This window comes from Hydrogenophaga sp. (assembly GCF_014773545.1).
In the GTDB taxonomy this organism is placed as follows: domain Bacteria; phylum Pseudomonadota; class Gammaproteobacteria; order Burkholderiales; family Burkholderiaceae_C; genus Hydrogenophaga.
The window spans coordinates 32,325-55,417 of sequence record NZ_SDDV01000011.1 but is presented as its reverse complement, the minus strand read 5'-3'; the positions used below and the strand labels follow the sequence as shown (position 1 = coordinate 55,417).

The following is a 23,093-nucleotide window of genomic DNA, read 5'->3' as shown; positions in this document are numbered from 1 at the left end:
TACACCATGTTTGAAGCATTCCGGCGCCAGTTTTCGACCGATCTGGCGATCGACCTCGGCACCGCCAACACCTTGATCTACGTGCGCGGCAAGGGCATTGTGCTCGACGAACCGTCGGTGGTCGCGATCCGTCACGAGGGCGGCCCGCAAGGCAAGAAATCGATTCAGGCGGTCGGCAAGGAAGCCAAGGCCATGCTGGGCAAGGTGCCGGGCAACATAGAGGCGATCCGGCCGATGAAGGACGGCGTAATCGCCGACTTCACCGTCACCGAGCAAATGCTCAAACAGTTCATCAAGATGGTGCATCCGCGCTCGATGTTCAGGCCGAGCCCGCGCATTATCATTTGCGTGCCCTGCGGCTCGACTCAGGTCGAGCGCCGCGCCATCCGCGAATCCGCCCTGGGCGCCGGCGCCTCCGACGTCTACCTGATCGAAGAACCCATGGCGGCGGCAATAGGTGCTGGCCTGCCGGTGTCGGAGGCCAGCGGCTCGATGGTGGTCGACATCGGTGGCGGCACCACCGAAGTGGGTGTGATCTCGCTCGGCGGCATGGTCTACAAAGGCAGCGTGCGTGTCGGTGGCGACCGTTTCGACGAGGCCATCATTGCCTACATCCGGCGCAACTACGGCATGTTGATCGGCGAGCCCACGGCGGAGGCGATCAAGAAGAAGATCGGTTCGGCCTTTCCTGGCTCCGAAGTGAAAGAAATGGAAGTCAAGGGTCGAAATCTCTCTGAGGGCGTGCCACGCAGCTTCACCATCTCCAGCAACGAGATTCTGGAGGCCTTGACCGACCCGCTCAACAACATCGTCTCGGCGGTGAAAATGGCGCTCGAGCACACCCCGCCCGAGTTGGGTGCCGACATCGCCGAGCGCGGCATGATGCTGACCGGCGGCGGCGCGCTGCTGCGCGACCTGGACCGCCTGCTGGCCGAGGAAACCGGCCTGCCGGTGCTGGTGGCCGAGGAGCCGCTGACCTGCGTGGTGCGCGGCTGCGGCATGGCGCTCGAGCGCATGGAGCGCATGGGCACCATTTTCACCAGCGAATAAGCCCGGTGCCGGTTCGCGGCCACCTCGAGCCCGACTCTCATGCCTTTGGGCACCTTGGACCGCAGCCCACCGCCCTTTTTCAAGCAAGGGCCGTCGGCCCTGTCAAAACTGTTGCTGCTGGGCGCCTTGGCCGTGTTTTTGATGATGGCTGACTTGCGCTGGCAGTTTGCCCAGCCCGTGCGCGCCACGCTGGCGAGTGCCCTGTATCCGCTGCAGTGGCTGGTGCTGCAACCGGTGCGGGCGCTCGCACAGGCAGGCGTTTATTTCAGTTCGTTGCAGCAGACGCAGCAGAACGAAAACCAGGCGCTGATGCGGTTGGCAGCACAGGCCGCAAACGCCTTGCAGCTCGAGCAGCTCCAGTGGGAGAACCAGCACCTGCGCCAATTGCTGGCCATGCGCGAGCGCATCAGCACCCCGGCACAGGGCGCTCAGGTCTTGTACGACAGCGCCGATCCGTTCTCGCGCAAGGTGGTGATCGACCGCGGTCAGTTGCACGGCGTTGTGCTTGGCTCGCCGGTGATCGATGAGAACGGCGTGCTGGGCCAGGTCACGCGTGTGTATCCGATGGTCTCCGAGGTCAGCTTGTTGATCGACCGCGAGCAGGCGATTCCGGTGCTCAATCTGCGCAGCGGTTTGCGCAGCGTCGCTTACGGTCGGGCCGGGACGCAGGGCGACGGGTTGGAGTTGCGCTACACCCTTGCCAGTGCCGACGTGGCCGTGGGCGATTTGCTGACCACCAGCGGCGTCGATGGTATTTACCCGCCCGGCCTGCCGGTGGCGCGGGTGACGCAGGTGGACTACCAGGCCACGGCAGCGTTTGCCCGCATCACGGCCGACCCGCTGGCGCGCATGCAGGGTGCGCTGCACGTGCTGGTGCTGCAACCGGTCGGATCGTCGCTGCCGTCGCTCTCGCCTGAGCCCCAGATCGCTCCCGCAGCGCACGCGCCGTCCGCCGTGGGGGGCCGCACGCCATGATCATGCGCCCGGGGCAACCTCTGCTTCTGCCCGCCAACGCGGTCTTCATCTGGCTTAGCCTGCTGGGCGCGCTGCTGCTTGGCATGCTGCTCAACATCGGTGGCGCCGGCCGTGCGGCCTGGCTGCCCGATCTGCTGGCCGTCGTGCTGGTGTTCTGGAGCATGCACCAGCCGCGCCGCATTGGTGTCGGCGTGGCCTTTGTCTTTGGTCTGCTGATGGACGTGCAGCAAGGCGCCTTGCTCGGCCAGCACGCGCTGGCCTACACCGTGTTGGGCTACTTCGCGGTTTTTCTGCACCGACGCCTGCTCTGGTTTCCGATTTTTACCCAGGCCTTGCAGTTATTTCCGCTGTTCGTCGCGGTGCACCTGCTAGAGCTGCTGGTGCGGCTGATAGGGGGTGCGACCTTGCCCGATTGGTCCTACCTGCTGGCACCGGTGCTGCAGGCGGCGCTGTGGCCACTGCTTAGCGTGTTGCTGCTGGCGCCGCAGCGCCGCGCCCACGATCCAGACGAGAACCGGCCACTGTGACCCGCTGCGCTGGTGACGCCCTCGCATGACCGAAATCAGAAACGTCGATACCGAGCTGGCGCGCTTTCGCACCCGGGTGCTGCTGGCGCTGCTGGCGCTGCTGTTCGCGTTCGGTCTGCTGGCCGCGCGCATGGTCTATTTGCAGGTGCTCAAGCACGACGAATTGCGCTTGCAAGCAGAGAGCAATCGCACCGCGGTGCTGCCGCTGCCGCCGCAGCGCGGACAGATTCTGGACCGCCACGGGCGCTTGCTTGCTAGCAATTATGCGGCTTACACGCTAGAGATCACGCCGGCGCGGGTGCCCGACCTGGATGCCACCCTGGCCGCGCTGGGCGAGTTGCTGCCGATCTCGCCCTTGGATCAGCGGCGCTTTCGTCGGCTGTTGCAAGAGTCGCACCGTTTTGATTCGCTGCCGATTCGCAGCCGTTTGACGGAAGTTGAAGTGGCACGCTTTGCGGCGCAGCGTTTTCGCTTTCCCGGCGTCGAGGTGCGCGCGCGCCTGATTCGCCACTACCCGCTGGGCGCGACGGCCAGCCACGTGCTGGGCTACATCGCCCGCATCAACCAGCGCGACAAAGAGCGCATGGCCGAGTGGCCGCAGCAGGTGCGGGCCAACTACCGCGGCACCGATCACATCGGCAGAACGGGTATCGAGCAAAGCTTTGAATCGGTGCTGCACGGAGTGACCGGGTACGAGCGGGTCGAGACCACGGCCGGTGGACGCGCCGTGCGCATGCTCGCCAACACAGCGCCGCAGCCGGGCAACAACGTCATTTTGACGATAGACATCCGCTTGCAAGCTTTGATCGAAGAGATGTTTGGCACCCGCCGCGGTGCCCTGGTGGCGATCGATCCGCGCAACGGCGAGGTGCTGGCCTTTGTCAGCATGCCCACCTTCGACCCCAACTTGTTCGTCGACGGCATCGACGTGGAGAGCTGGCGCGCGCTCAACGAGTCGATCGACCGGCCGCTGTTCAACCGCGCCCTGCGCGGCACCTACCCGCCGGGCTCGACCTACAAGCCCTTCATGGGCTTGGCGGCGCTGGAGTTGGGTCTGCGCAGCGCTGAAACCGAGATCAATGACCCCGGCTTTTGGATGCTGGGCACGCACCGTTTTCGCAGCCATGGCGACAAAAATCTGGGCCGCGTCAATCTGCGGCGCAGCATCGTCAACTCCAGCAACGTCTACTACTACACCCTGGCGCACGAAATGGGCGTCGATGCGATCCACGACTTTATGTTGCCGCTGGGGTTTGGCCAGCTCAGCGGCATCGACCTGGTGGGCGAAGCGCGCGGCGTGCTGCCCAGCCGCGCCTGGAAGCGTGGTGCTTTTCGACGCCCGCAGCAGCAGCGCTGGTTTGTCGGCGAAACCATCTCGCTGGGCATCGGGCAGGGTTACAACAGCTTTACCATGCTGCAACTGGCGCGCGCCATGGCCACGCTGGCCAACGCCGGCGTCGCACACCGGCCCAGGCTGGGCCTGGCGATCGAGACCGGGACGAGCGGGGAGCGCCGCGCACCCCTTGTCGCGCCGCCGGTCGATCTGGGCTATCGGTCCGAGCACCTGGCCGAGATCCTGAGCGCCATGCACGCCAGCACCACCGAGGGTACGGCCGCGCGCGTGTTCGCCGGCGCGGCTTACGCCAGCGGCGGCAAAACCGGCACCGCGCAGGCGGTCACCATTGCCCAGACCGAGCGCTACGACGCGCGCCGCCTGCAAGAGCACCAGCGCAACCATTCGCTCTACGTCGCGTTCGCCCCATTGGAAAACCCCCGGGTGGCGCTGGCAGTGGTGGTGGAAAACGCCGGCTTTGGTGCTGCGCACGCGGCACCGATTGCACGCCGCGTGTTCGACTACTTGCTGTTGGACCAGCACCCGAACGCGCAAGACATGCAAGCGCTGCGACAAGGGCTGGCGAGCGCTCCCATCGGCACGCCCTTGATCGCCAGTCAAATGCCCTGGCCGCCACCAGACCTGGCGGGCGCACCGGTTCAGGCTGCGCCAGCGTCAGCCAGCGGCACTTCGAGCGTGAATTCGGCCCCGCCCTGAGGGTGGTTGCGCGCGCTCAGGCTGCCGCCGTGTTGCAAGGCGATGCCGTGGCTGATCGAGAGTCCCAGGCCGGTGCCCTTGCCGACCGGCTTGGTGGTGAAAAAGGGGTCGAACAGGCGCAACAGATGCTCGGGCGCCATGCCGGGCCCGTTGTCGCGCACCACGAGCTGCGCGCGCGCCGCTTCGCAGCCCAGCGACACCCAGACGCAGGCGCCGGCGCACGAATCGGTGGCGTCAAAGGCGTTTTTCAGCAGATTCATCACCACCTGCTGCAATTGGCCTGCGCTGCCGGCGACGATGCAAGGCGCGCCGCCCTGCCAGCGCAGGTCGGCCGGCTGCTTGCAGCCTTTTTGCAGCCAGTGAATCGCGCGCTCGACCACTTCGACCAGATTGACCGGCGTGTGTTCTTGCGGGTCGATGGCCGAGAAGCATTTGAGCCCGTGCACGATGTCGGCGGTGCGCTGCGCGCCCTCGAGCGTGCCTTCGATTAGCGAGGGCAAGTCGGCCAGCAGGTGCTCGACACGCAGTTGCTGGCGCAGCGTTTGCAGTTCGTCTTCGCTGGCGTGCGCGTGCAGCGCCGCCATATAGGTTTGCAGGCGGTCACAGTATTTGCGCAGCGCGTGCACGTTGCCTAGCACAAAGCTGATCGGGTTGTTCAGCTCGTGTGCCACGCCGGCCACCAATTGCCCGAGCGAAGCCATTTTTTCTGCGTGCAGCAATTGTTGTTGGGTGCGTTTCAAGGCCTCGTGCGCGCTGCGCAGCTCGTGGTAGGCGCGCTTGAGCTCGGCGGTCGGGCGGCCGACCCAGACCGTGCCGACGCGCCGGCCGTTGCTGCTCAGGCGCGGCGTGCAGTTGGCGTCGACCGAAACCGGCTGGCCGTGCGGGTCGCGCAGGTGCAGCTCTATGCCCTCGCCGGCGCGCGGTGCATCGGTTTTGGCCATGGCCGCGCGCGCGCGCTGCACGCTGGCCTGGTCGCTCAGCCAGTCGTAGAGCTGGCTGCCGCGCAGCTCAGACTCGCTGCGGCCCAGCAGTTCGCACAAGGCCGCATTGGCTTGCTCGATTCTGCCTTGCGCGTCGCACACCAGCAACACGTCCGAGATCGAGCTGAGCACGCTGAAGATGAACTGCTGCGACTGTTCGAGTTCGGCGTTTTTTTGCTCCAACTCGACTTCGTCTTCGATTAGGCGGGTGTAGACCTCGTCCATTTTGCGGATCACGTCCAGCCAGGTCGATTCGTCCACTCCCTCCAGCGAAACACTAGGCAGCGGACTGGGTGCGCGGTCTTTGCTCATGGGGGTTTAGTGCACCGTGCACACCATGCAAGGGTCGAAAGAGCGCACGATGTGCTGCACCGCCAGCGGCGTTTGTTCGCCCGCGTGCACCGCTGCGCCCACCAGTGCTTGCTCCAGCGCGCCGGGCGTGCCGCTGGCGTCGCGCGGGGAGAAATTCCAGCTCGTGGGGGCGACGATCTGGTAGTTGGCGATGCACGCGCGCTGCAGCACCACCCAATGCCCCAGGCTGCCGCGCGCGGCTTCGCACAGCCCGATGCCGCTGCCCTCGTCGGGCAACGGCGTGCTGAGGCAAAAAGGCTCGGTCGGTCGCAGCGCATGCAGCCAGTCCTCCATCAGCGGCAGCACGCGCGCGAGTTCGACCAGCCGCGCCAGCACGCGGGTGAACACCGTGCCGCCGTGGCGCGCCACCGCAGCGCGCAGCAGCGGCTGCGCGCTGGCGAGCTGGCGCGCAATGGCGCCGCATTCGACCACGGCGCCGCCCAGGCGCGGTGCTTTGTTCCAACTGTAGGCGCCGGCCTTGTCCGGGGCCGGCTGGGTTTGCCCTTGCAGCGGGTGCCGTGGGCCGCCAGCATCGGCCAACCAGGCGCGGCTGGCGTCTTCGCTGATGCCAGCCGGATCGAGGTCGTCCAGCCGCCCCGCCTGTGCCTGCCAGACGCCGGCCGGCAGCGCAAAGCCGCCGGCGGGCTGGGCATAGGCGCCATAGCTCAGGTAGCGGCCCGGGCCGGGGCCGAGCGCGCCCAGGCCGAGCGCGCGCACCAGGCTGAGGAAAAAACGCAGATCCCCGCCCAGCGGGTCTTGTTCGTGCCAGGCCCACAGCGCCTCTTCGGTCTGCAATGCGGCCAGCTCTTCCAGTGGGGCGGCAAACAATTCCTGTTCCAGAAAACCGCGCAGCTCGCGCACGCGCGCCAACAGGCGTATGCGCTCGGCGGCGTCGATGGCGCGGCTGCTGCCGCCGGGCTCGATCGATTGCGTGTGCGGCCACTTGCCGCCCAGCGTGCCCAGCAGCATCAGCCAGCGCTGGCGCGCCAGCGTGGCCGCGCGCACCTGAACGCCGCGCGTGGGCGCGAAGCGGCGCACGGCCTCGGCGTGCCAAGGCTGGCCGGCATACTCCGGGCGACTGAAGTCGGGCATGAAAAACAGGTAGAAATGCGTCAGATGGTCGGCCAGGTTTTCGGTTGCCAACATCAGGTTGATGGCGTGTTGGCCGTTCGGCGGCATGGTGATGCCGCCCAGGTCGGCCAGCGCGCGCGCCGCTGCCACCGATTGCGAGACCGAGCAGATGCCGCAGATGCGCGGCACGTAGACCAGCGCGTCGTGCGCCGCCTTGCCCTGCAAAATCTGCTCGAAACCCCGGTACATGGTGGCGTTGACCTGGGCCGATGCGACGCGCCCTTGCTGCACGTCGAGCTGGACTTCGAGGTCGCCTTCGACGCGGTTGAACGGGCCTACCAAAAGTGTGCTCATGGGCGCATCACTTCAGCCGAGTCTTGCGCACCGCGGGGGTGTGCAGCAAGTGGTCGGCGGTGGCGTTTTGCCTGACGCGCTTGGGCGTGGCGCTCTTGGACAGCGAGGCCAGCGCGATGAACCAGGCTTTGGGCATGTCGGTCGGCAGCCCGATGGGGATGCCGGCGATTTTTGGCGTCTGGTGAAACGGGTGGCCGGGCTCCTGAAAACCGGGTTCGGTGCAGGCGATGCAGGCGTAGCCGCCGCGCGTGCAACTGCCCTCGCCGTTCCACAGCCGGGTGTTGCAGTCGGCGTGCACCTGTGTGCCCTTGCAACCCAGGTGCTCCATCAGGCAGCCCAGATCGGATGGCTTTTCGGCGCTGGCCTTGAATTCGTAGTATTCGTTGCGGGTGCAACCGTGGTGCACCAGTTGGTCGGCGTAAAAACGCGGCCGCGCCAGCGGGTCCAGGTCGGCGGCGCTGAAGCTGTGGTTGGCCAGCGCCATCAGGGTATCGATCACCCAGTTCGGGTGCGTCGGGCAGCCGGCGATGTTGATCACCGGCAGGCCGCTGCCGGAGCGAAAATCGGCGCCCAGCAGGCCGCCTGGGCGGTCGTCGTCGTACTGCAGGCCGCAGGCGTCGGTCGGGTTGCTGCCGCCGGCGGTGATGCCGCCCCAGGCGGCGCAACTGCCCACGGCCAGTACGTGCTGCGCCCGAGCGGCCAGCTCGCGTACCCAGTGAATCATGGGCAGACCGGTGCCAGCCAGCAGGTGAAAGCGCCCGCTGCCGTTCGGCCCGCGCAGCAGCGAGCCCTCGATGCACAGCGCATCGAGCCGGCTGCGGCCGTCCAGCAGCGCTTGCAACAAGGCAATCACCTCGTCGCCGCTGGCCAGTGAGAGGGAAGGGTGCCAGAGCAAATCAATACCGGCGGTGCGCAAATGGCCCTGAAAATCAGTCGTGTCGGCGCACAGCAGCGACATGCTGCAGCCGCCACAGCCCCCGCTTTGCAGCCACAGGACGTTCATCATTGCGCTCATCCCTCGCCCTCTTGCAGCCCCAGGCGCTGCATTTTGCTGCGCAGGCCAACGCGTGACAGGCCGAGCTCTTGTGCGGTGTGGGTCTTGTTGCCGCGGTGGCGCTGCAAGGCGTCGCGCAGCAGCATGGCTTCTATCGTGTCGAGCCGTTCGGCCAAGGTGCCGCAGGGCGCAATGACCACGCGCAAGGCCGGGCCGGCATCGACCCTGCCTTCGGTGCGGCTGGCGCAGCGCTGACGCACGCGCTCGGAAAACGCCGCCGGGCTGAGCTGGCGGCTGTCGTGCAGTGCCATTGCGCGCGCGATTTCGTTGCGCAGTTCGCGAATATTGCCCGGCCAGGCGTAGCTGCCCAGGCAGGCCAGGGTGTCGTCTGTCACCTCCACGCCAGGGTGGCCGAGTTCGGCTGCCACCTCGCGCGCAATGTGGCGCGCCAGCGGTTCGATGTCGGCCGGGCGCTCGCGCAGCGGTGGCACTGTGATGCTGACGCTGGCAATGCGGTAGTACAAGTCTTCGCGAAACAGCCCGTCCTTGACGCGCTGCTCCAGGTGGCGGTGGGTGGCGGCGATTACGCGCACGTTGACCGGCACCGGGCGCACGCCACCGACCGGCCGCACCTCGCCTTCTTGCAGCACGCGCAGCAGCTTGACCTGAAAGGCGGGCGATGTCTCGCCGATTTCGTCCAGGAATACAGTGCCGCCGTCGGCGCGCTGGAACAGGCCCGGGTGGTCATCGAACGCACCGGTGAAAGCACCGCGCTTGTGGCCGAACAGCTCGGACTCGAGCAGCGTGTCGGGCATGGCGGCGCAGTTTTCCATCACGAACGGACCGGCCAGGCGCGGCGAGGCGTAGTGGATGGCGCGCGCCAGCAGCTCCTTGCCGGTGCCCGATTCGCCCAGCACCAGCACCGAGAGGTCGTAGCGCGCCACACGCTCGGCCATGGCGCAGACCTCGTCGAGCGGGCTGCCGGGTGCGCGCACGATACGGTCAAACCCGAACGCGCAGCGCGCTTGCGCCAGCCGGTTGCTCGAGCGCTGGCGCAACACGCCGGTGCTGGTGCGCAACTCCAGCGCCAGGCGGCTGGTCTGGCGCTGCAGCGCCAGCGCGTCGACCGCGTTGCGCACCGACTCCAGCAGGTGCTCGGGCGACCAGGGCTTGAGGATGTATTGATAGATGCCGGCCTGGTTGATGCCGGCAATGATGTCTTCGCTGTCGCTGTAGCCTGAGATCACGATCCGCACCGTCTCCGGCCAGCGCTCGCGCACCTCTTGTAAAAAAGCGACGCCGGTGCTGCCCGGCATGCGCTGGTCGCACAGGATCACGCTGACCGGTTGGCGCGTCAGCAGCTCGCGCGCCTCGATGGCGCTGTGCGCCGTCAGGATGCAAAAATCCTCGTCCAGCGTGCGCCGCAGCGCTTGCAGCGAGCGCGGCTCGTCGTCCACCAATAGCACGGTGGGCAGGGCTTGCGGTGGCAGGGCTGAGGTCACGGTCGAGCGGCTTGATTCACGCCCCGCTCCCGCAGCGGGCTTTAGCGGTGCACGGCCAGATGCCGCGGGGTCCAAGCGTGGGCTTGTTTGTACACGAAATGGTGGCGTGCCACGTGGTAGCTGGGGTCAAACCCGTAAAAATTGCGCTGCATGCGCGCCAGTTCCTGCGCGCGGTAGTCGGCCAGCGGTCGCTGCGCCTCGTCTTGCTGGCGCTGGGCTTGCTTGGCCGCCAGCCGCGCCGGCCAATCGGCGCTGCAAGCCAGCGCCAGTGCATGTTGCAGGCAGCGCGCGGCAAAGCCCTCAGGGGCGGCGTCGCAGCGGTCGATCAGGCCGCATTGCAGCGCACAGCGCGCCAGCAGCGGCAGGCGCTGCGCCATCAGGGCGTGCGCGCCCGCCTCCCCCAGGCGGCGCGGCAGCAAGTAGGTCCAGTACTCGGAGCCGTACAGGTTGCCCATGTTTTTGTAGTGCGGGTTGAGTACCACGCCGTCGTGCGCCCACGCCTGATCGGCCGCCAGCGCCAGGAAAGCGCCACCCGCGCCGGCGTTGCCGCGCAGCACGGCTACGCTGAGCCGGTCGCTGATGTGCAAAATCGCCAGCGCCAGGTCGTTCATGGCATTGATATTGCGCCACGAGGCGTCGGCTGCGCTGTCCCCGTCGCGCTGGGCGGCGGCCTCGATGCTGTTGAGGTCTATGCCGTTGCTGAAGAAGTCTTCGCCGCCCAGCAGCAGCAGCACCTTTGTGGGACGCTGCAAGACTTGCAGCAGCGCAGCGTGCAAGCGCTCGCAGCGCGCCGTGCTCATGGCGCCGTTGTAAAAGTCAAAACTCAGGCAGCCCACGCGCGCGTGGGCGGGCCCGTGTTCGGTGTAGCGCAGCTCGCCCCATTCGTCGGCGGCCCGCTGCAGCGGCACCGGCCGAAGCGGCAGCGCTGTCGCTTCGGCAAACAGGCTGGCCGCTGCCTGCTTGAAGGTTTTTTGCCCGTCTGCGCCGACCAGCCGTGCCTGCCCGATCCAGACCCCGGCGTCGCGTGTGCGGCGCAGCAGTGCGCCGTCGCGCACCGCCAGCAGCGCGCCGGGTGCGGCGTCAGTGAACGCAGCCAGGCCAGCCGGGCTGGCCAGGTGCGCATCGCTCAGGTAGCAGGGCTGACCCCAGAGTGTGTCGAGCACGCCGGGCTGGCCGTCGGCGCTGCGAATTTTCGCCAGCACGGTGGCGCTGCTGTCTTCGGCCCAGTCGATTGCGCGCTCGCTCTGGCGCAGCAGCGGCTGCCAGTGCGGCGGCGGCGCCGGGCCGCTCCAGGCCGGCGCTGCGCGCGCGCCGGATGCGAAACGAGCCACCGCTTCGTTCACGGCCTGTAACGCTGCCTGCGTCACCTCACGCCGGTACACGCTGCCCTTGCTGGCCGCGCGCAGGGGAAAGCGCGCCTGCGCCCAGACCGGCCCGGCGTCCAAGTCGTCATTGGCCTGCAACACGGTCACACCCCAGTCGGTCTGGGCGTGCAGCAGCGCCCAGTCCAGCGCCGACGGCCCCCGGTCACCCGGCGGGCCGGGGTGCAGCACCAGGCAGGGCAGGCGCTGCCAGACCGATGCCGGTAGGCGGCGCCTGAGAAACGGCGCCAGCAGCAGATCGGGCGCAAACAGCGCCAGCGCTTCTTCGGTCACGCGCTCGGCAATGTCGAGTTCGACGCTGACGCTGTGGCCGGCTGCGCGCAGCTCGGCGAACAGCCGCTGCGTCAGGCTGTTGAAGCTGTGGCACAGCAGCAGGATGCGCAGCGGGTTCAACAGATTCGGGGCAGTTGTTCGCCGCTGAGCCAGTCGACCACGCGGCGCCCGCCAAAGCGGGTCGCCATTTGCACGAAGTGCTGCGGGTCGGCGCTGACTTCGCCAATGCGCGCCGCAGCGGCGCCCAATGGGTGCGCGCGCAGCGTGGCCAGCAAGGTGTCGGCGGCTTCGGGCGCGCAAATGGCGATCAGCTTGCCTTCGTTGGCGACGTATAGCGGGTCGAGGCCGAGCAGCTCGCAGGCGGCTTCGACCTGCGGTTGGACCGGAATCGCCGCCTCTTGCAGCAACATGCCGACACCCGACTGGCGCGCGATTTCGTTCAGCGCGGTGGCCAGGCCGCCGCGCGTGGGGTCGCGCAGCACGCGCAGCGCACCGGGTGCGGCCGCCAGCAAGTCGGCCACCAGGGTGTGCAGGGCGGCGCTGTCGCTTTGCACCGTGGTTTGAAAGCTGAGCGAAGCGCGCTGAGACATCACCGCCACGCCGTGGTCGCCCATACTGCCCGAGAGCAAGATCACGTCGCCGACGCGCGCGTTGCGCCCGCTGATCTGCACCCCAGGCGCGCGCACGCCGACGCCGGTGGTGCTGATGAAGACGCCGTCGCCCTTGCCCTGCTCGACCACCTTGGTGTCGCCGGTCACCACCGGCACACCGGCTGCGCGTGCGGCCGCCGCCATCGAGGCGACGATGCGTTGCAGCTCGGCCAGCGCAAAACCTTCTTCGATGATGAAGCTCGCGCTCAGGTAGAGTGGGCGCGCGCCCAGCATCGCCACGTCGTTCAAGGTGCCGTGCACCGACAGACTGCCGACGTCGCCGCCGGGAAAGAACAGCGGCGAGACCACGTGGGCGTCGCAGGACATGACCAGGCGGCCCTGCGCCGGGTCAAAGGTGGGCAGCTCCAGTACCGCGCCATCGTCGCCCTGGCGCAGGTAGGGGTTGTCGAAGGCGGCCAAAAACAGCTCCTCGATCAGTTGCGCCGCCGCCTTGCCGCCGGCGCCGTGGCTCATGTCGATGCGGCCGTGCTTGATGTCAAGGGGGCGGATATAGTTTTTCTTCACCGGTTTGGCCGGCGCTGCGCCGCCGTTGTGCGGGTATGGGTCGATTTTCATGCCAGGCTGGGTTCGGGTGGAGCGGTGCGGATGGCTATGTCGCGAAAACGTCCGTAGCTGTAGTGCGCGGCGCAAGCGCCTTCGTTTGACACCATGCACGAGCCGACCGGGTTTTCCGGTGTGCAGACGGTGCCGAAAATTTTGCAGTCGCTGGGTTTTTTGACCCCGCGCAAAATGGCGCCGCACTCGCAGGCCTTGTTGTCGGGCACCGGCTGGTAGTTCAGCTGGAAGCGGCGCTCGGCGTCGAAAGCGGCAAAGGCCGGCCGGATTTTCAGCGCGCTGTAGGGCACATGGCCCAGGCCACGCCATTCGAAGCTGGTACGCAGCTCGAACACCTCGGACACCAGGGCCTGGGCTTTGAGGTTGCCGTGCGGCGTGACGGCGCGGGTGAATTCGTTTTCCACCTCGGCGCGGCCCTGGTTGACTTGGCGCACCAGCATCAAAATGGCCTGCATCACGTCCAGCGGCTCAAAGCCCGCAATCACCACCGGCTTGCGGTATTCAGCGGCAAAGTGGTCGTAGGGCGCCGAGCCGATGACGATGCTCACATGCGCCGGTCCGATGAAGCCGTCGATCGGCACGGTGCCGAACTGGCGTACCTCGGGTGACTCCAGGATGTGGGTGATGGCCGAGGGCGTGAGCACGTGGCAGCACAGCACGCTGAAGTTGCTCAGGCCTTCGCGCGCGGCGTCGCGAATGGCCAGCGCGGTCGGCGGCGTGGTGGTCTCAAAACCGATGGCGAAGAACACCACCTCGCGTTGCGGGTGAGCGCGCGCCAGCGCCATCGCATCGGCGACCGAATACACCATGCGAATGTCGCCACCGCGCGCCTTGGCCTTGATCAGCGACAGGCTGTCGGAGGCCGGTACGCGCAAGGTGTCGCCGTAGGTGCAAACGATCACGCCTTGTTCGAGCGCCAGCCGGATCGCCTGGTCGATGCGGCCGATCGGCAGCACGCAAACCGGACAGCCGGGGCCGTGAATCATGCGCACATGGGGCGGCAGCAGTTCCAACACGCCGTAGCGTGAAATGGCGTGCGTGTGGCCGCCGCAAAATTCCATGAAGCTGTAGGAGCGCGCCGGGTCGGCTTCGTGCAGGATGCGGGCGCCGATCTGGCGCGCGAGATCACCGTCGCGGAATTCGTCTATGTATTTCATGCCGGCTCCTTGGCTGCGGCCAACGCGTCGTCGTGGCTGGCGATCTGGGCGAATAGGGTCAGCGTCTGCTGCGCTTCTTCGGCGTCCAGCGTGCCGATGGCGTGGCCGACGTGCACGATCACGTAATCGCCGACCTGCACGTCAGAGACCAAGGCAATCGAGATTTCTTTCTGAATGCCGCCCAGATCGACCAACGCCTGTTCGTTGGGCAGCAGTTCGATCAGGCGGGCAGGGATGGCGAGGCACATGGTTCGGGTTCCTTGACAGTGGGGTGCTCAGACGTGGATGCGGCGAGTTGCCGTGCGGCCACCCAGGCCTGGCCTATGGCCAGCCCGGCGTCGCCGCAGCCGCGCGCGTGCGGCAGCAGCACCGTGCAGCCGTCCGCTTGCAAGCGCGTGCGCACGCGCTGGAGCAATACGCGGTTGTAGAAGCAGCCGCCGCCCAGACCGATTTGGCGGCTGCCGTGTTGGCGCGCCGCTTGCGCGGCCCAGTCGGCCAGCGCGTCGGCCAGCGCGAGATGAAAACCGGCTGCCGCTGCGTCGACGTGTTCGGCTGGCTGATCGAGCAGGGCGGCGAACAGCTCGCGCAGGTCCAGCCGCTGCTGCGCGTCTATCTTCGCCCCGGGCAGGGCGGCGCAGTCAGGGTGATCGGCCAGCCAGCGCGCGCTAGCGGCTTCGAGCGCGATCGCGGCTTGGGCTTCGTCGCTCTGGCGCAGACACAAGCCCAGCGCAGCGGCAGCGGCGTCGAACCAGCGCCCGGTGCTGCTGCTGGGCGGGCAGTTCAGTCCGCGCGCCAGCATTTGCGCAAGGCCGCCGGCCAGCTCGTGGCCGACGCGGGCGCCAAAGCGCGGCACGATCTCGTCGCCGCGGCCAAGCGCGTGCAGCGCGCTGGCGGCCATGCGCCAGGGCTCGCGTGCAGCGCGGTCGCCGCCGGGCAGGGCCAGCGGCAGCAGATGGCCCAGGCGCTGCCAGCGCGCGCCGTTCACCCACAGCAGCTCGCCGCCCCAGGCGCTGGCGTCGCTGCCCAGGCCAAAGCCGTCGAGCGCCAGGCCAATGAGCGGGCCGTCGATGCCGTGCTCTGCCTGCACCGCCGCAATGTGCGCGTGGTGGTGTTGCACGCCGATGGCGGGCAGGCCCAGCGCGGCAGCCAGATCGAGCGCCAACTGGGTGCTGAAGAAATCCGGGTGCAGGTCGTGCGCCAGTGCCTGCACCGGCGCGCCGCTGTGCTGCGCGTGTTGCAGCAGTTGCTGCACCGAGCTTTGCAGCGCGGCGCAGGCCGCCGGGTCACTCAGGTCGCCGTGCAGCGCCGACCAGACCGGCTCGCCGCGCAGCAGCAGGCAGGCGGTGTTTTTCAGCCAGGCGCCGCAGGCCAATACGGTCGGCAGATCGGTTCGGGGCGTAGCGTGACCTGACATGGGTGGGTGTTCTGGGTGCCATGGCGTTCAGGGGCGGGTCTGGGCCGCACGCGCCTGCGCCAGCTCGGCTTCGAGCTGCTGCACGCGCTGGCGCAGCGCGGCCTCGGTGGCCGCAGCAGGGGCATCGTCGTGCTGGTGCGGGCGCCCAGTCTGGTGCTCCAGCCAGTGCAGCCAGGCGTCCATGCCCTCGCCGCTGGTGGCCGAGAGTTGCAACACCTCGATGCCGGGGTTGACGCGGCGCGCCAGCTCGATGCAGCGCGCCACGTCAAAGCGCACATGCGGCAACAGGTCGATCTTGTTCAAAACCATCAGCGCAGCGGCGGCAAACATGCCTTGGTACTTGAGCGGTTTGTCCTCGCCCTCGGTCACCGACAAAATGACCACCTTGGCGGCTTCGCCCAAATCCCAGACCGCCGGACAGACCAGATTGCCTACGTTTTCGATGAACAGCAGGCTGCCTTCGTCCTGGTGGTGGTGATGGCCGTGACCGTGCTCATGGTCATGAGCGTGGCCGTGGCTGTGGCCGGCGTGCGTGTGCAACTGGGCAAACGCTTGCGCCACCATGGGCGCATCGAGGTGGCAGCCTTTGCCGGTGTTGACCTGAATCGCGGGCGCACCGGTGGCGCGGATGCGCTCGGCGTCGAAGCTGGTTTGCTGGTCGCCCTCGATCACGGCCACCTGCAGTTGCGGCGCGCGCACCTGCAGCGCTTCGATGGTGGCGCACAGCAGCGTGGTCTTGCCCGAGCCGGGGCTAGACACCAGGTTGAGCGCGGTCACGCCGTGCGCCTTGAAGTGGGCGCGGTTTTGCTGCGCCACCTGGTTGTTGGCACCCAGAATGTCAGCCTCGAGTTTGATGGCGCGCGCCTGACTCATGCCGGGCACCGAAACGCGGGCCGCGCCGGCGCCAAAATGCAAGTCTCCGCTGGCCGGATCGACCCGCACCGCCGACTCAGCGCTGCCCAGCGCTTGTTGCGCGGGAACAGATTGATTTGCTGCACCGCTGTTGCTGCAACCGCATACGACACACATGCTTGATTTCCTTGGTCGGTTCAGACGCCAGGCGTCGGAACGAATTTCAATCGACTTCCATCTCCAGCACGCGCAGCTCCATGCCGCCGGTGGCTTGCAGCAAGTAGCTGGCGCAGGCTGGGCAGGCGTCGCCGCGCTGCTGTAATTCCACCGTCTGGTGGCAGTTCAGGCACCAGGCCTGTCCGGGCGGCTGCTCGATCTCTATCGCTGCGCCTTCGAGCAGCGTGCCCGGCGCCAGGCTTTGCAAGGCAAAACGCAGCGCGGGCAGTTCGACACCGGCAAGCTGGCCCGCTGCCAGCCGCAACGATAGCAAACGGCTAAAACCTTCGCGCGCTGCAGTGTCTTCCACCAGCTTCAACACGCCCGCAGCCAGGCTGACTTCATGCATGGTGTGAGATCGCTTTTGTGCTCAGGTTTTGCTCAAGGCCGCGCGCCGCGCCTGCCGCCTGTGCCACAGCGAGGCAGCCGACAGCACCAACGCCAGAGCAGCGGCGCTGGCCAGAAACGGCGTCGTCAAGCCCGCGAGCTTGAACATCCAGCTCAGTCCCATGGCGCCAAACAGGCTGAAGCTAGCCCACAGCAGCCGCTGGGCGGGTACGGCCAGTGCCGCCCAGAGACCGACCGCCAGCAGCACCAGCAGGTGTTCGACCTCCAGCAGGTGTAGCAGGCCGTCGTGCAAGAAGCTGGTGCTGCCGTGGCCGGGGTGGGCCAGGGCGCTGCCGCACAGCACGGTCAGCACGGTGGCGCCGAGCAGATGGCGGATTGATTTGTTTTGCATGGGTGATCTCCTCAAGGGGGGGAATGACGCCCAGGGCGGTTCTTGCCTGCCCTGGGCCTTGCCGATCAGCCGCGCCCCTTGGCGCCGGTTGAGATGTATTGCTCCAGCGCCATTTGCTGCGCCGAAACCGCTGCCACCACGCTGTGCACGCGCTTGATGACGGCACGCATGAAGTTGTACACCAGCTCCGGGTGCTCGGTGATCAGGGGCCGCATACCATCGGCACTGAAGCACAGCACGGTGGCGTTGCCCAGCGCCATCACGCCCAGGTTGTGTGGCATCTGGTCGATGAAGCTAAGCTCGCCGACCAGGTCGCCTTTTTCGAGCACGTGCAACACTTGGTCGCCGCCGCTGGTTTCCTTTATCAGCGCCAGCCGACCTTCGCTGACGATGTAGAAGCTGTTGGTGGTCTCGTCCTTGCGGTAGAGATATTCCTTGTCCTGGAGCCGGCGCACGCAGCCGGCCCGCTCGGCCAGGATGGCAGCGCCGTCGCGGCCGATGTATTCACCCAGGGGGGCGGCGTAAATCAAGGCCGCGATTTTGTCGATTTCGTGTTGATTCATGAGATTCTCCGGTGGGGTTTAACAAAAGATCAAACGGTGCATGACTCAATTCGGCGCATGGAAATCCATTCAATCGCCGCTTCCAGATTGAACTGCGCCCGTGCGCTCAGTCCCTGCTCGAGCTCCCACGCGTAGCCGCGGATCGCCAGCACATAGACTTCGGGCGCGTGCTCAAAACACTGCTGGCAGGTGGCCAAAATGGCGGGAATCGAGATCGCGTGCGAGCTGAAGCTGAAATCCATCTTCGGCTGCACCCGCGTCAGACTGAACGATTCCAGCGCCGCGTCCTTGCTGGCGTCGATGAACAGTACGCGCCCAAAGGTGCTGATCAGGTCGGCGTCCTCCAGGTGCAATTGGTAGTGGCGCTGCAACTCGGCTTGCGGGCTGTCAGATTGCTGCTCCAGCCAATCGACGAAAGCCCAGCCCAGTCCGTCGTCCTGGCGCCCGACGTTGCCAATGCCATAAATCAGGTTGCCGGGCTGATTGAAATCAGCCAGCGACAGGATCGGGTGTTCAGCGCGCGCGTTCATGGACCAGATTCCCTGCCGCGTCCAGCACCGAGACGGTCAGCGGCATTTGCCCGAGCGCGTGCGTGGCACAGCTCAGGCAGGGGTCGTAGGCGCGGATGCCGACCTCGATGGCGTTCATCATGCCCTCGGTGATCTCGCCTTGTCCGTTCAGGTATTCCTCGGCCACGCTGCGCACGGTGCGGTTGATGACCTGGTTGTTCTGGGTGGTGGCCACGATCAGGTTGGCGAAGGTGATATTGCCCTCCTGGTTGGCGCGGTAGTGGTGCAGCAGCGTGCCGCGCGGGGCTTCGACCACGCCCACGCCCTCGCCGGTCCAGGCATTGGGCGGCGCCGTCAGCAGCAATTGGTCTTTTTGCAAATCCGGGTCGTTGAGCAAATCGCGGCAAATCTCGGCTGCGTGCACGATCTCGATCGCGCGCGCCCAGTTGGTGTGCAGCGTCATGTTGTTGGCGCGGCCCTTGGTGTAGGCGTGAAAGCGCTCCAATGCCTCTTGCGCCAGCGGCGTCGAGAGGGTCTTGGTCACATTCATGCGCGCCAGCGGCCCGACCCGCACCGAACCGGCCTCGCGTCCCAAAGTCTTGAGGTAGGGGAACTTCATGTAGCTCCACTCTTCGGTGGCTTCGGAGAAATGCTCCAGATAGTCGTGGTAATCGAATTCAGTCACCAGTTTCTTGTTGTCGTCGACCACGCGCATAGTGCCGTGGTAGTAATCGACATTGCCGTCAGCGTTGGCCAGGCACATATTGAGCGCCGGCACGTCGCCGAAACGATCGACCTGGGCGCGGTTTTTCTCGTGAAAATCGTAGAACAGGTTCAGGCCGTCCATGGCGTAATCCAGCACCTGGTCGATCGAGATCAGGCCTTCTTCGCCGTTCAGAAAGCGCTCGCGCGCGGCCACGCTCAGGTTTTTATTGACCCCGCCCGGGATCGAGCTGATGCCGTGCATTTTCTTGCCGAACACCTCTTTGAGCATCTCCTGGCCCCATTTGCGCAGCATCACCACGCGCTTGACCAGCGCCGGGTTGGCCTCGATCAGACCGATCACGTTGCGCTGCTCGGGTGCGGCGTCCATGCCGAACAGCATTTCCGGCACGATCAGATAAAAATACGCCGTCACGTGCGACTGCAGCATCTGCGCGTAGTGGCCGAGGCGGCGCATTTTCTCGGCCGTTGGGGTGACGTTGATGCCGTCTTTCAGACCGACGCCTATCATGTCGTCGAGCACCTTGGCGCCGCACAAATGGTGGCTGACAAAGCAAATGCCGCAGATGCGCTGCAGGAACATGGGCGCTTCCCAATACGGGTGGCCCTGGATGAATTTCTCGAAGCCGCGAAACTCCACCACATGCAGCTTGGCATCGGTGACTTGGTTGTTGTCGTCGAGTTGCACCACCACCTTGCCGTGACCCTCGATGCGAGTCACCGGATCAATAACCAGTTTTCTGCTCATGATTCATTCTCCAATCTTCACTCGTAGCGGTTGATGGTGCTGGGCAAATTGAATGGGCGGCCATTCAAAAGGTCGTCAAACACTTTGAAAATCGCATCGCCCGAAGGCGGGCAGCCGGGGATGAAGTAGTCCATCTTCACCACTTCATGGCAGGGGTAGACTTTGTTGGTCAGGCGCGGAATGTCGGGGTGAAACGGTATCACCCGCCTGGCGCCGACCGGCGAAGTCACCGAGCTCGAGTAAGCCACTTCCAGGCAGTCTTTCAATTCGACGACATTGCGCATGGCGGGCACGCCGCCCCAAACTGCGCAGGCCCCGACCGAAATCAGCACGTCGCAGTTGTCCCGGAAATGCTCCAGGGTTTCGATGTTTTCCTCGTTCGCCACCCCACCTTCGATGAAGCCGACGGCGCAGCGCTCGGGGATGCGCTTGATGTCGGTGTACGAGGAGCGCAGCAGGGTGATTTTTTCAAACAAGGGCAGCAGCCGCTCGTCGAGGTCCAGGAACGACAGGGTGCAGCCCCAGCAGCCGCAAAATCCGATGGTGGCGACCTTGATTTTCCCGGCCCGACCGGCAGCCAGGACCGGATCGAGTGGCGTGGCACGCAACTGGTGCGAGGCGGTTTCGTTTTTGACAGCATGGCTCATGGGGTTTCTCCGCTCAGGACGCGTTCACGCAGGGTTTTGACTTCGAATTTGCGCTGCAGCACCGGGTGGTTGTAGCCGACGCCTTTTTCAATGATGGTGCCAACCGGGCACATATCCACCGCTTGCTTGACTTGCTCGTTGGACATGGCGTTGGCGAGATCGACGTCGATCTCGATGCGGGCATTCGTGCCGCGGCCGCTGATGCTGAAAATCTTCTTGCCGGTCGCCTGGTCGCGCACGAACTCGACGCAGCGCTGGCAAAAAATGCAGCGATCACGCTCGAGCCAGATCTTTTCGCTGGCGTGGTCTTGTACCCGCACCGGAAAGCGGTAGGGGAAACGCGAGACGACCATTTCGAGTTCGTAGCCGGTGGCCTGCAATTCGCAGCGGCCGCTTTTCTCGCAGCTCGGGCAGTTGTGATTGCCCTCGGAGAACAGCGCCTCTACCAGGCCCTTGCGCATGTCGTTCAGTTCGGGCTCGTTGACCTGCACCTCCATGCCCTGGGCCACTTTGACCGTACACGAGGCGTTGACCACACCATTGACCTTGACCGAACAGACCCGGCAGGTGCCCAGGCAGGGTTTGCCCCTCTGGTAGCACAGGGTGGGGATGTAGACCCCGTTGTCGGCGGCGACGTCGACCAGGGGCTGTCCTTCTTCGGCGTTCATGCTGACGCCATCGATGCTGATCTGGATGCTCATTTTTGCTCCTCGGTTTGCAGCTCCTGCACCGCCTTGGCGTGCTCGCTCAAGGACTGTTCGAAGTCAAACGAGGGCAGCAGCGCCCCTTTTTGCTTGACCAGTTTGGCTTCGTAGATTTCGGGGAATTTGTCCAGCGTGGTCAGAATGGGCTTGGGCGATGTGGTGCCCAGGCCGCAGCGGCTGGTCTTGCGCACCAGCGCCCCCCACTTGACCACCTGCTCCAGGTCCTGGCGGCTGGCTTTGCCGGCGATGACCAGTTCGACTTTGCGGTACAGATCGACGTTGCCGGAGCGGCACGGCACGCAAATGCCGCACGACTCATCGACGAAGAAGTGCATGAAGTCTTTGACAATGTCGAGCAGGTCGCGCCGGCTGTTGAAGATGGTGAAAGCGCCGTTGCAGGACAGGTCTTCGTAGGCCAGTTGCCGATCGCCGTCTTTGGCGACCGAAATGCATTCGCCCGAAGGGCCGCTGATTTGCACCGCGCGTGCGTCGTAGGCGCCTACTTTTTCCAGCACCCGTTTGATGGTGGTGCCCCATTCGACTTCGTAGATGCCGGGCTTGCTGCAATCGCCCGCCACGCTAAGCAGTCGGGTGCCACGCGATTGGGGCGTGCCCAGATCTTTGAACCAGTCCGAGCCTTGTTCCATGATGTGGGTCACGGCGGCAAAGGTCTCGACGTTGTTGACGCTGGTGGGCTGGCCCAGATAGCCCTGTTGCACCGGGAACGGCGGCTTGACGCGCGGTGTGCCGCGCTTGCCTTCGCAGGATTCGATCAGCGCCGACTCGTCGCCACAGATGTAGGCGCCCGCGCCCATTTGAATCCGGATGTCGAAGTGGAAATCATTCGATCCGCCAATCGAGTGCCCGAGCAGGTTTTGCGCGCGCATCTGCTGCAACTGCGCCTCCAGATAGGCCTTCAGATAATGGTATTCGGCGCGCAAGTAGACAATGCCGTGCCGGCTGCCGATGGCGTAAGCGGCCAGCACCATGCCCATGAACACCTGTTTGGGTGAGCGCGTCAGCAGCACGCGGTCTTTGAAGGTGCCGGGCTCGCCCTCGTCGGCGTTGCAGATCACGTATTTCTCGCTGCCGGGCGCGTTGCGGCACAAACGCCACTTCAGGCCGGTGGAAAAGCCGGCGCCGCCGCGCCCGCGCAGACCGGAGTCGATCACCTGGCTGATGACTTGTTCCGGAGGTCGATCCAGCGTTTCCTTGATCAGCTCCGGCAAGTTGATTTTGCCGCGGAAAAACACCGGCCCCCGGGTGCGCACGTTGGATTCGACCTGGTTTTCAACGTAATCCAGCTCGGTGTTCACAAGGCCGGCCGGGTTGGCGATTTGTTCGGCGGTCTTGCCCTGCTTGAGCTGTTCGATCAGGTAGTGCACCTTGGACGGTGTCAGGTGTGTGAAGGCGATCTTGTCGACCAGCATGGCCGGTTCCTGATCGCTCAGGCCGATGCAACTGGTCTCGAACAGACTGAATTCCGAGCCGGCCTCGGTGACGCCAAAACTGCTACCGGTGGCACTCTCAAGCGCTTCGTAGACGCCTTGGTAGCCATTCATCTTGGCCAAAACGGTGTTGCTCAGGTAAATCTGATGCGTGCCGGTCGGCTTGGTGTGAAAAAAGTGGTAGAAGCTCGCGGTCTCCAGGATGTCGTTGCGCGAGATGTTCAGGCCGGCCTCGAGCTGCGGCAGGAGGGCTGGCGGCAGATGACCGAAGGCGTCATGGATGTCCCAGAGAATGTCCATCAGGCGGGTTCGATCCGAATCGTAGCGCTGCAGTATTGTCTGTGTCTCTTTATTCATGGTGACCAATTCCAATGGTTGTCAGTGAAAAAGCGGGGTGATGCCGTGCGAAGCTTCGGTGCTGGCGCTCCTTTGCATATCGGGTCTCGGGGTGGTGGGGCTGGGGCAACGGCTGCGGCCCGATTTGAACAGACCCGCTGGGCTTGGGCGCACAACAGGGGGATTGCAAGCCTCGGGCCAGAATATGTCTGCTCAGGGAAAATACCAAGCAGAGCGTGCAACTCATTGTTTTGCATCGGTTTTTTTTTCACCTGCTCAGTTGAGCGGGCGCAGCCAGGTAT

22 protein-coding genes are annotated in these 23,093 nt (G+C 65.6%); 4 read left to right on the top strand and 18 right to left on the bottom strand.

The window, feature by feature from the left end:
- Nucleotides 1-6: 6 nt before the first annotated feature.
- Genes EST26_RS08795 through mrdA form a run of 4 tightly spaced genes read left to right on the top strand, consistent with a single transcriptional unit; the run spans nt 7 to nt 4,602 of the window.
- Nucleotides 7-1,050 carry a rod shape-determining protein gene (locus EST26_RS08795; protein ID WP_291067109.1) on the top strand — a complete coding sequence of 348 codons (1,044 nt, stop codon included), beginning with the start codon at nt 7-9 and terminating at the stop codon, nt 1,048-1,050.
- Between the two features lie 39 nt (nt 1,051-1,089).
- Nucleotides 1,090-2,025, top strand: coding sequence for a rod shape-determining protein MreC (gene mreC, locus EST26_RS08790; protein WP_291067108.1), 936 nt, complete (start codon nt 1,090-1,092; stop codon nt 2,023-2,025).
- The gene (gene mreD / locus EST26_RS08785; RefSeq protein WP_291067106.1) at nt 2,022-2,552 is read left to right on the top strand and encodes a rod shape-determining protein MreD; all 531 of its coding nucleotides are present in this window, start codon (nt 2,022-2,024) and stop codon (nt 2,550-2,552) included. The genes mreC and mreD overlap by 4 nt, the downstream gene beginning before the upstream one ends.
- 25 nt (nt 2,553-2,577) lie before the next feature.
- Complete coding sequence (gene mrdA / locus EST26_RS08780; protein WP_291067104.1) at nt 2,578-4,602, top strand: penicillin-binding protein 2; 2,025 nt, start codon at nt 2,578-2,580, stop codon at nt 4,600-4,602.
- Here mrdA and EST26_RS08775 read toward each other — a convergent pair.
- The 18 genes from EST26_RS08775 to EST26_RS08690 form a co-directional block, all read right to left on the bottom strand.
- Nucleotides 4,545-5,894 (bottom strand): ATP-binding protein, encoded by a 1,350-nt coding sequence (locus EST26_RS08775; RefSeq protein ID WP_291067102.1) that lies wholly within the window; start codon nt 5,892-5,894, stop codon nt 4,545-4,547. The genes mrdA and EST26_RS08775 overlap by 58 nt on opposite strands.
- A 6-nt stretch (nt 5,895-5,900) precedes the next feature.
- Nucleotides 5,901-7,358, bottom strand: coding sequence for a nickel-dependent hydrogenase large subunit (locus EST26_RS08770; RefSeq protein WP_291067100.1), 1,458 nt, complete (start codon nt 7,356-7,358; stop codon nt 5,901-5,903).
- 7 nt (nt 7,359-7,365) lie between these two features.
- Nucleotides 7,366-8,373: a HupU protein gene (locus tag EST26_RS08765; protein WP_291067099.1), complete on the bottom strand. Its 1,008-nt coding sequence runs from the start codon at nt 8,371-8,373 to the stop codon at nt 7,366-7,368.
- Complete coding sequence (locus EST26_RS08760) at nt 8,370-9,854, bottom strand: sigma-54 dependent transcriptional regulator (protein ID WP_291067098.1); 1,485 nt, start codon at nt 9,852-9,854, stop codon at nt 8,370-8,372. The genes EST26_RS08765 and EST26_RS08760 overlap by 4 nt, the downstream gene beginning before the upstream one ends.
- 41 nt (nt 9,855-9,895) lie before the next feature.
- The gene (locus tag EST26_RS08755) at nt 9,896-11,629 is read right to left on the bottom strand and encodes an enoyl-CoA hydratase-related protein (RefSeq protein ID WP_366474634.1); all 1,734 of its coding nucleotides are present in this window, start codon (nt 11,627-11,629) and stop codon (nt 9,896-9,898) included.
- Entirely contained in the window at nt 11,626-12,735 is a 1,110-nt protein-coding gene (gene hypE, locus EST26_RS08750) for a hydrogenase expression/formation protein HypE (RefSeq protein WP_291067096.1), read from the bottom strand. The genes EST26_RS08755 and hypE overlap by 4 nt, the downstream gene beginning before the upstream one ends.
- A complete protein-coding gene (hypD, locus tag EST26_RS08745; RefSeq protein WP_291067094.1) occupies nt 12,732-13,892 on the bottom strand; it encodes a hydrogenase formation protein HypD in 1,161 nt (386 codons plus the stop codon). Before hypD ends, hypE begins: the two co-directional genes overlap by 4 nt.
- The gene (locus EST26_RS08740) at nt 13,889-14,140 is read right to left on the bottom strand and encodes a HypC/HybG/HupF family hydrogenase formation chaperone (protein WP_291067092.1); all 252 of its coding nucleotides are present in this window, start codon (nt 14,138-14,140) and stop codon (nt 13,889-13,891) included. The genes hypD and EST26_RS08740 overlap by 4 nt, the downstream gene beginning before the upstream one ends.
- The gene (locus EST26_RS08735) at nt 14,113-15,306 is read right to left on the bottom strand and encodes a carbamoyltransferase HypF (RefSeq protein ID WP_291067091.1); all 1,194 of its coding nucleotides are present in this window, start codon (nt 15,304-15,306) and stop codon (nt 14,113-14,115) included. The genes EST26_RS08740 and EST26_RS08735 overlap by 28 nt, the downstream gene beginning before the upstream one ends.
- Nucleotides 15,307-15,333: 27 nt before the next feature.
- Nucleotides 15,334-16,335 carry a hydrogenase nickel incorporation protein HypB gene (gene hypB, locus EST26_RS08730; protein WP_291067089.1) on the bottom strand — a complete coding sequence of 334 codons (1,002 nt, stop codon included), beginning with the start codon at nt 16,333-16,335 and terminating at the stop codon, nt 15,334-15,336.
- Nucleotides 16,336-16,381: 46 nt separating this feature from the next.
- A complete protein-coding gene (locus EST26_RS08725; protein ID WP_291067087.1) occupies nt 16,382-16,723 on the bottom strand; it encodes a hydrogenase maturation nickel metallochaperone HypA in 342 nt (113 codons plus the stop codon).
- A gap of 21 nt (nt 16,724-16,744) precedes the next feature.
- Complete coding sequence (locus EST26_RS08720; protein ID WP_291067085.1) at nt 16,745-17,113, bottom strand: HupE/UreJ family protein; 369 nt, start codon at nt 17,111-17,113, stop codon at nt 16,745-16,747.
- Between the two features lie 65 nt (nt 17,114-17,178).
- Nucleotides 17,179-17,676, bottom strand: coding sequence for a cyclic nucleotide-binding domain-containing protein (locus EST26_RS08715; RefSeq protein WP_291067083.1), 498 nt, complete (start codon nt 17,674-17,676; stop codon nt 17,179-17,181).
- Nucleotides 17,677-17,705: 29 nt separating this feature from the next.
- Nucleotides 17,706-18,206: a hydrogenase maturation protease gene (locus tag EST26_RS08710; RefSeq protein ID WP_291067081.1), complete on the bottom strand. Its 501-nt coding sequence runs from the start codon at nt 18,204-18,206 to the stop codon at nt 17,706-17,708.
- Nucleotides 18,190-19,656 (bottom strand): Ni/Fe hydrogenase subunit alpha, encoded by a 1,467-nt coding sequence (locus tag EST26_RS08705; RefSeq protein WP_291067079.1) that lies wholly within the window; start codon nt 19,654-19,656, stop codon nt 18,190-18,192. The genes EST26_RS08710 and EST26_RS08705 overlap by 17 nt, the downstream gene beginning before the upstream one ends.
- Before the next feature lie 17 nt (nt 19,657-19,673).
- Entirely contained in the window at nt 19,674-20,303 is a 630-nt protein-coding gene (locus EST26_RS08700; RefSeq protein WP_291067077.1) for an NADP oxidoreductase, read from the bottom strand.
- The gene (locus tag EST26_RS08695) at nt 20,300-21,004 is read right to left on the bottom strand and encodes a 2Fe-2S iron-sulfur cluster-binding protein (RefSeq protein WP_291067075.1); all 705 of its coding nucleotides are present in this window, start codon (nt 21,002-21,004) and stop codon (nt 20,300-20,302) included. The genes EST26_RS08700 and EST26_RS08695 overlap by 4 nt, the downstream gene beginning before the upstream one ends.
- A complete protein-coding gene (locus tag EST26_RS08690; RefSeq protein WP_291067073.1) occupies nt 21,001-22,812 on the bottom strand; it encodes an NAD(P)H-dependent oxidoreductase subunit E in 1,812 nt (603 codons plus the stop codon). The genes EST26_RS08695 and EST26_RS08690 overlap by 4 nt, the downstream gene beginning before the upstream one ends.
- Between the last annotated feature and the right edge of the window lie 281 nt (nt 22,813-23,093).

Coding starts and splice junctions, on each gene's coding strand:
- EST26_RS08795 (WP_291067109.1), top strand. CDS start 7: ATGTTTGAAGCATTCCGGCGCCAGTTTTCGACCGATCTGGCGATCGAC.
- mreC (WP_291067108.1), top strand. CDS start 1,090: ATGCCTTTGGGCACCTTGGACCGCAGCCCACCGCCCTTTTTCAAGCAA.
- mreD (WP_291067106.1), top strand. CDS start 2,022: ATGATCATGCGCCCGGGGCAACCTCTGCTTCTGCCCGCCAACGCGGTC.
- mrdA (WP_291067104.1), top strand. CDS start 2,578: ATGACCGAAATCAGAAACGTCGATACCGAGCTGGCGCGCTTTCGCACC.
- EST26_RS08775 (WP_291067102.1), bottom strand. CDS start 5,894: ATGAGCAAAGACCGCGCACCCAGTCCGCTGCCTAGTGTTTCGCTGGAG.
- EST26_RS08770 (WP_291067100.1), bottom strand. CDS start 7,358: ATGAGCACACTTTTGGTAGGCCCGTTCAACCGCGTCGAAGGCGACCTC.
- EST26_RS08765 (WP_291067099.1), bottom strand. CDS start 8,373: ATGAGCGCAATGATGAACGTCCTGTGGCTGCAAAGCGGGGGCTGTGGC.
- hypE (WP_291067096.1), bottom strand. CDS start 12,735: ATGAAAATCGACCCATACCCGCACAACGGCGGCGCAGCGCCGGCCAAA.
- hypD (WP_291067094.1), bottom strand. CDS start 13,892: ATGAAATACATAGACGAATTCCGCGACGGTGATCTCGCGCGCCAGATC.
- EST26_RS08740 (WP_291067092.1), bottom strand. CDS start 14,140: ATGTGCCTCGCCATCCCTGCCCGCCTGATCGAACTGCTGCCCAACGAA.
- EST26_RS08735 (WP_291067091.1), bottom strand. CDS start 15,306: ATGTCAGGTCACGCTACGCCCCGAACCGATCTGCCGACCGTATTGGCC.
- hypB (WP_291067089.1), bottom strand. CDS start 16,335: ATGTGTGTCGTATGCGGTTGCAGCAACAGCGGTGCAGCAAATCAATCT.
- EST26_RS08725 (WP_291067087.1), bottom strand. CDS start 16,723: ATGCATGAAGTCAGCCTGGCTGCGGGCGTGTTGAAGCTGGTGGAAGAC.
- EST26_RS08720 (WP_291067085.1), bottom strand. CDS start 17,113: ATGCAAAACAAATCAATCCGCCATCTGCTCGGCGCCACCGTGCTGACC.
- EST26_RS08715 (WP_291067083.1), bottom strand. CDS start 17,676: ATGAATCAACACGAAATCGACAAAATCGCGGCCTTGATTTACGCCGCC.
- EST26_RS08710 (WP_291067081.1), bottom strand. CDS start 18,206: ATGAACGCGCGCGCTGAACACCCGATCCTGTCGCTGGCTGATTTCAAT.
- EST26_RS08705 (WP_291067079.1), bottom strand. CDS start 19,656: ATGAGCAGAAAACTGGTTATTGATCCGGTGACTCGCATCGAGGGTCAC.
- EST26_RS08700 (WP_291067077.1), bottom strand. CDS start 20,303: ATGAGCCATGCTGTCAAAAACGAAACCGCCTCGCACCAGTTGCGTGCC.
- EST26_RS08695 (WP_291067075.1), bottom strand. CDS start 21,004: ATGAGCATCCAGATCAGCATCGATGGCGTCAGCATGAACGCCGAAGAA.
- EST26_RS08690 (WP_291067073.1), bottom strand. CDS start 22,812: ATGAATAAAGAGACACAGACAATACTGCAGCGCTACGATTCGGATCGA.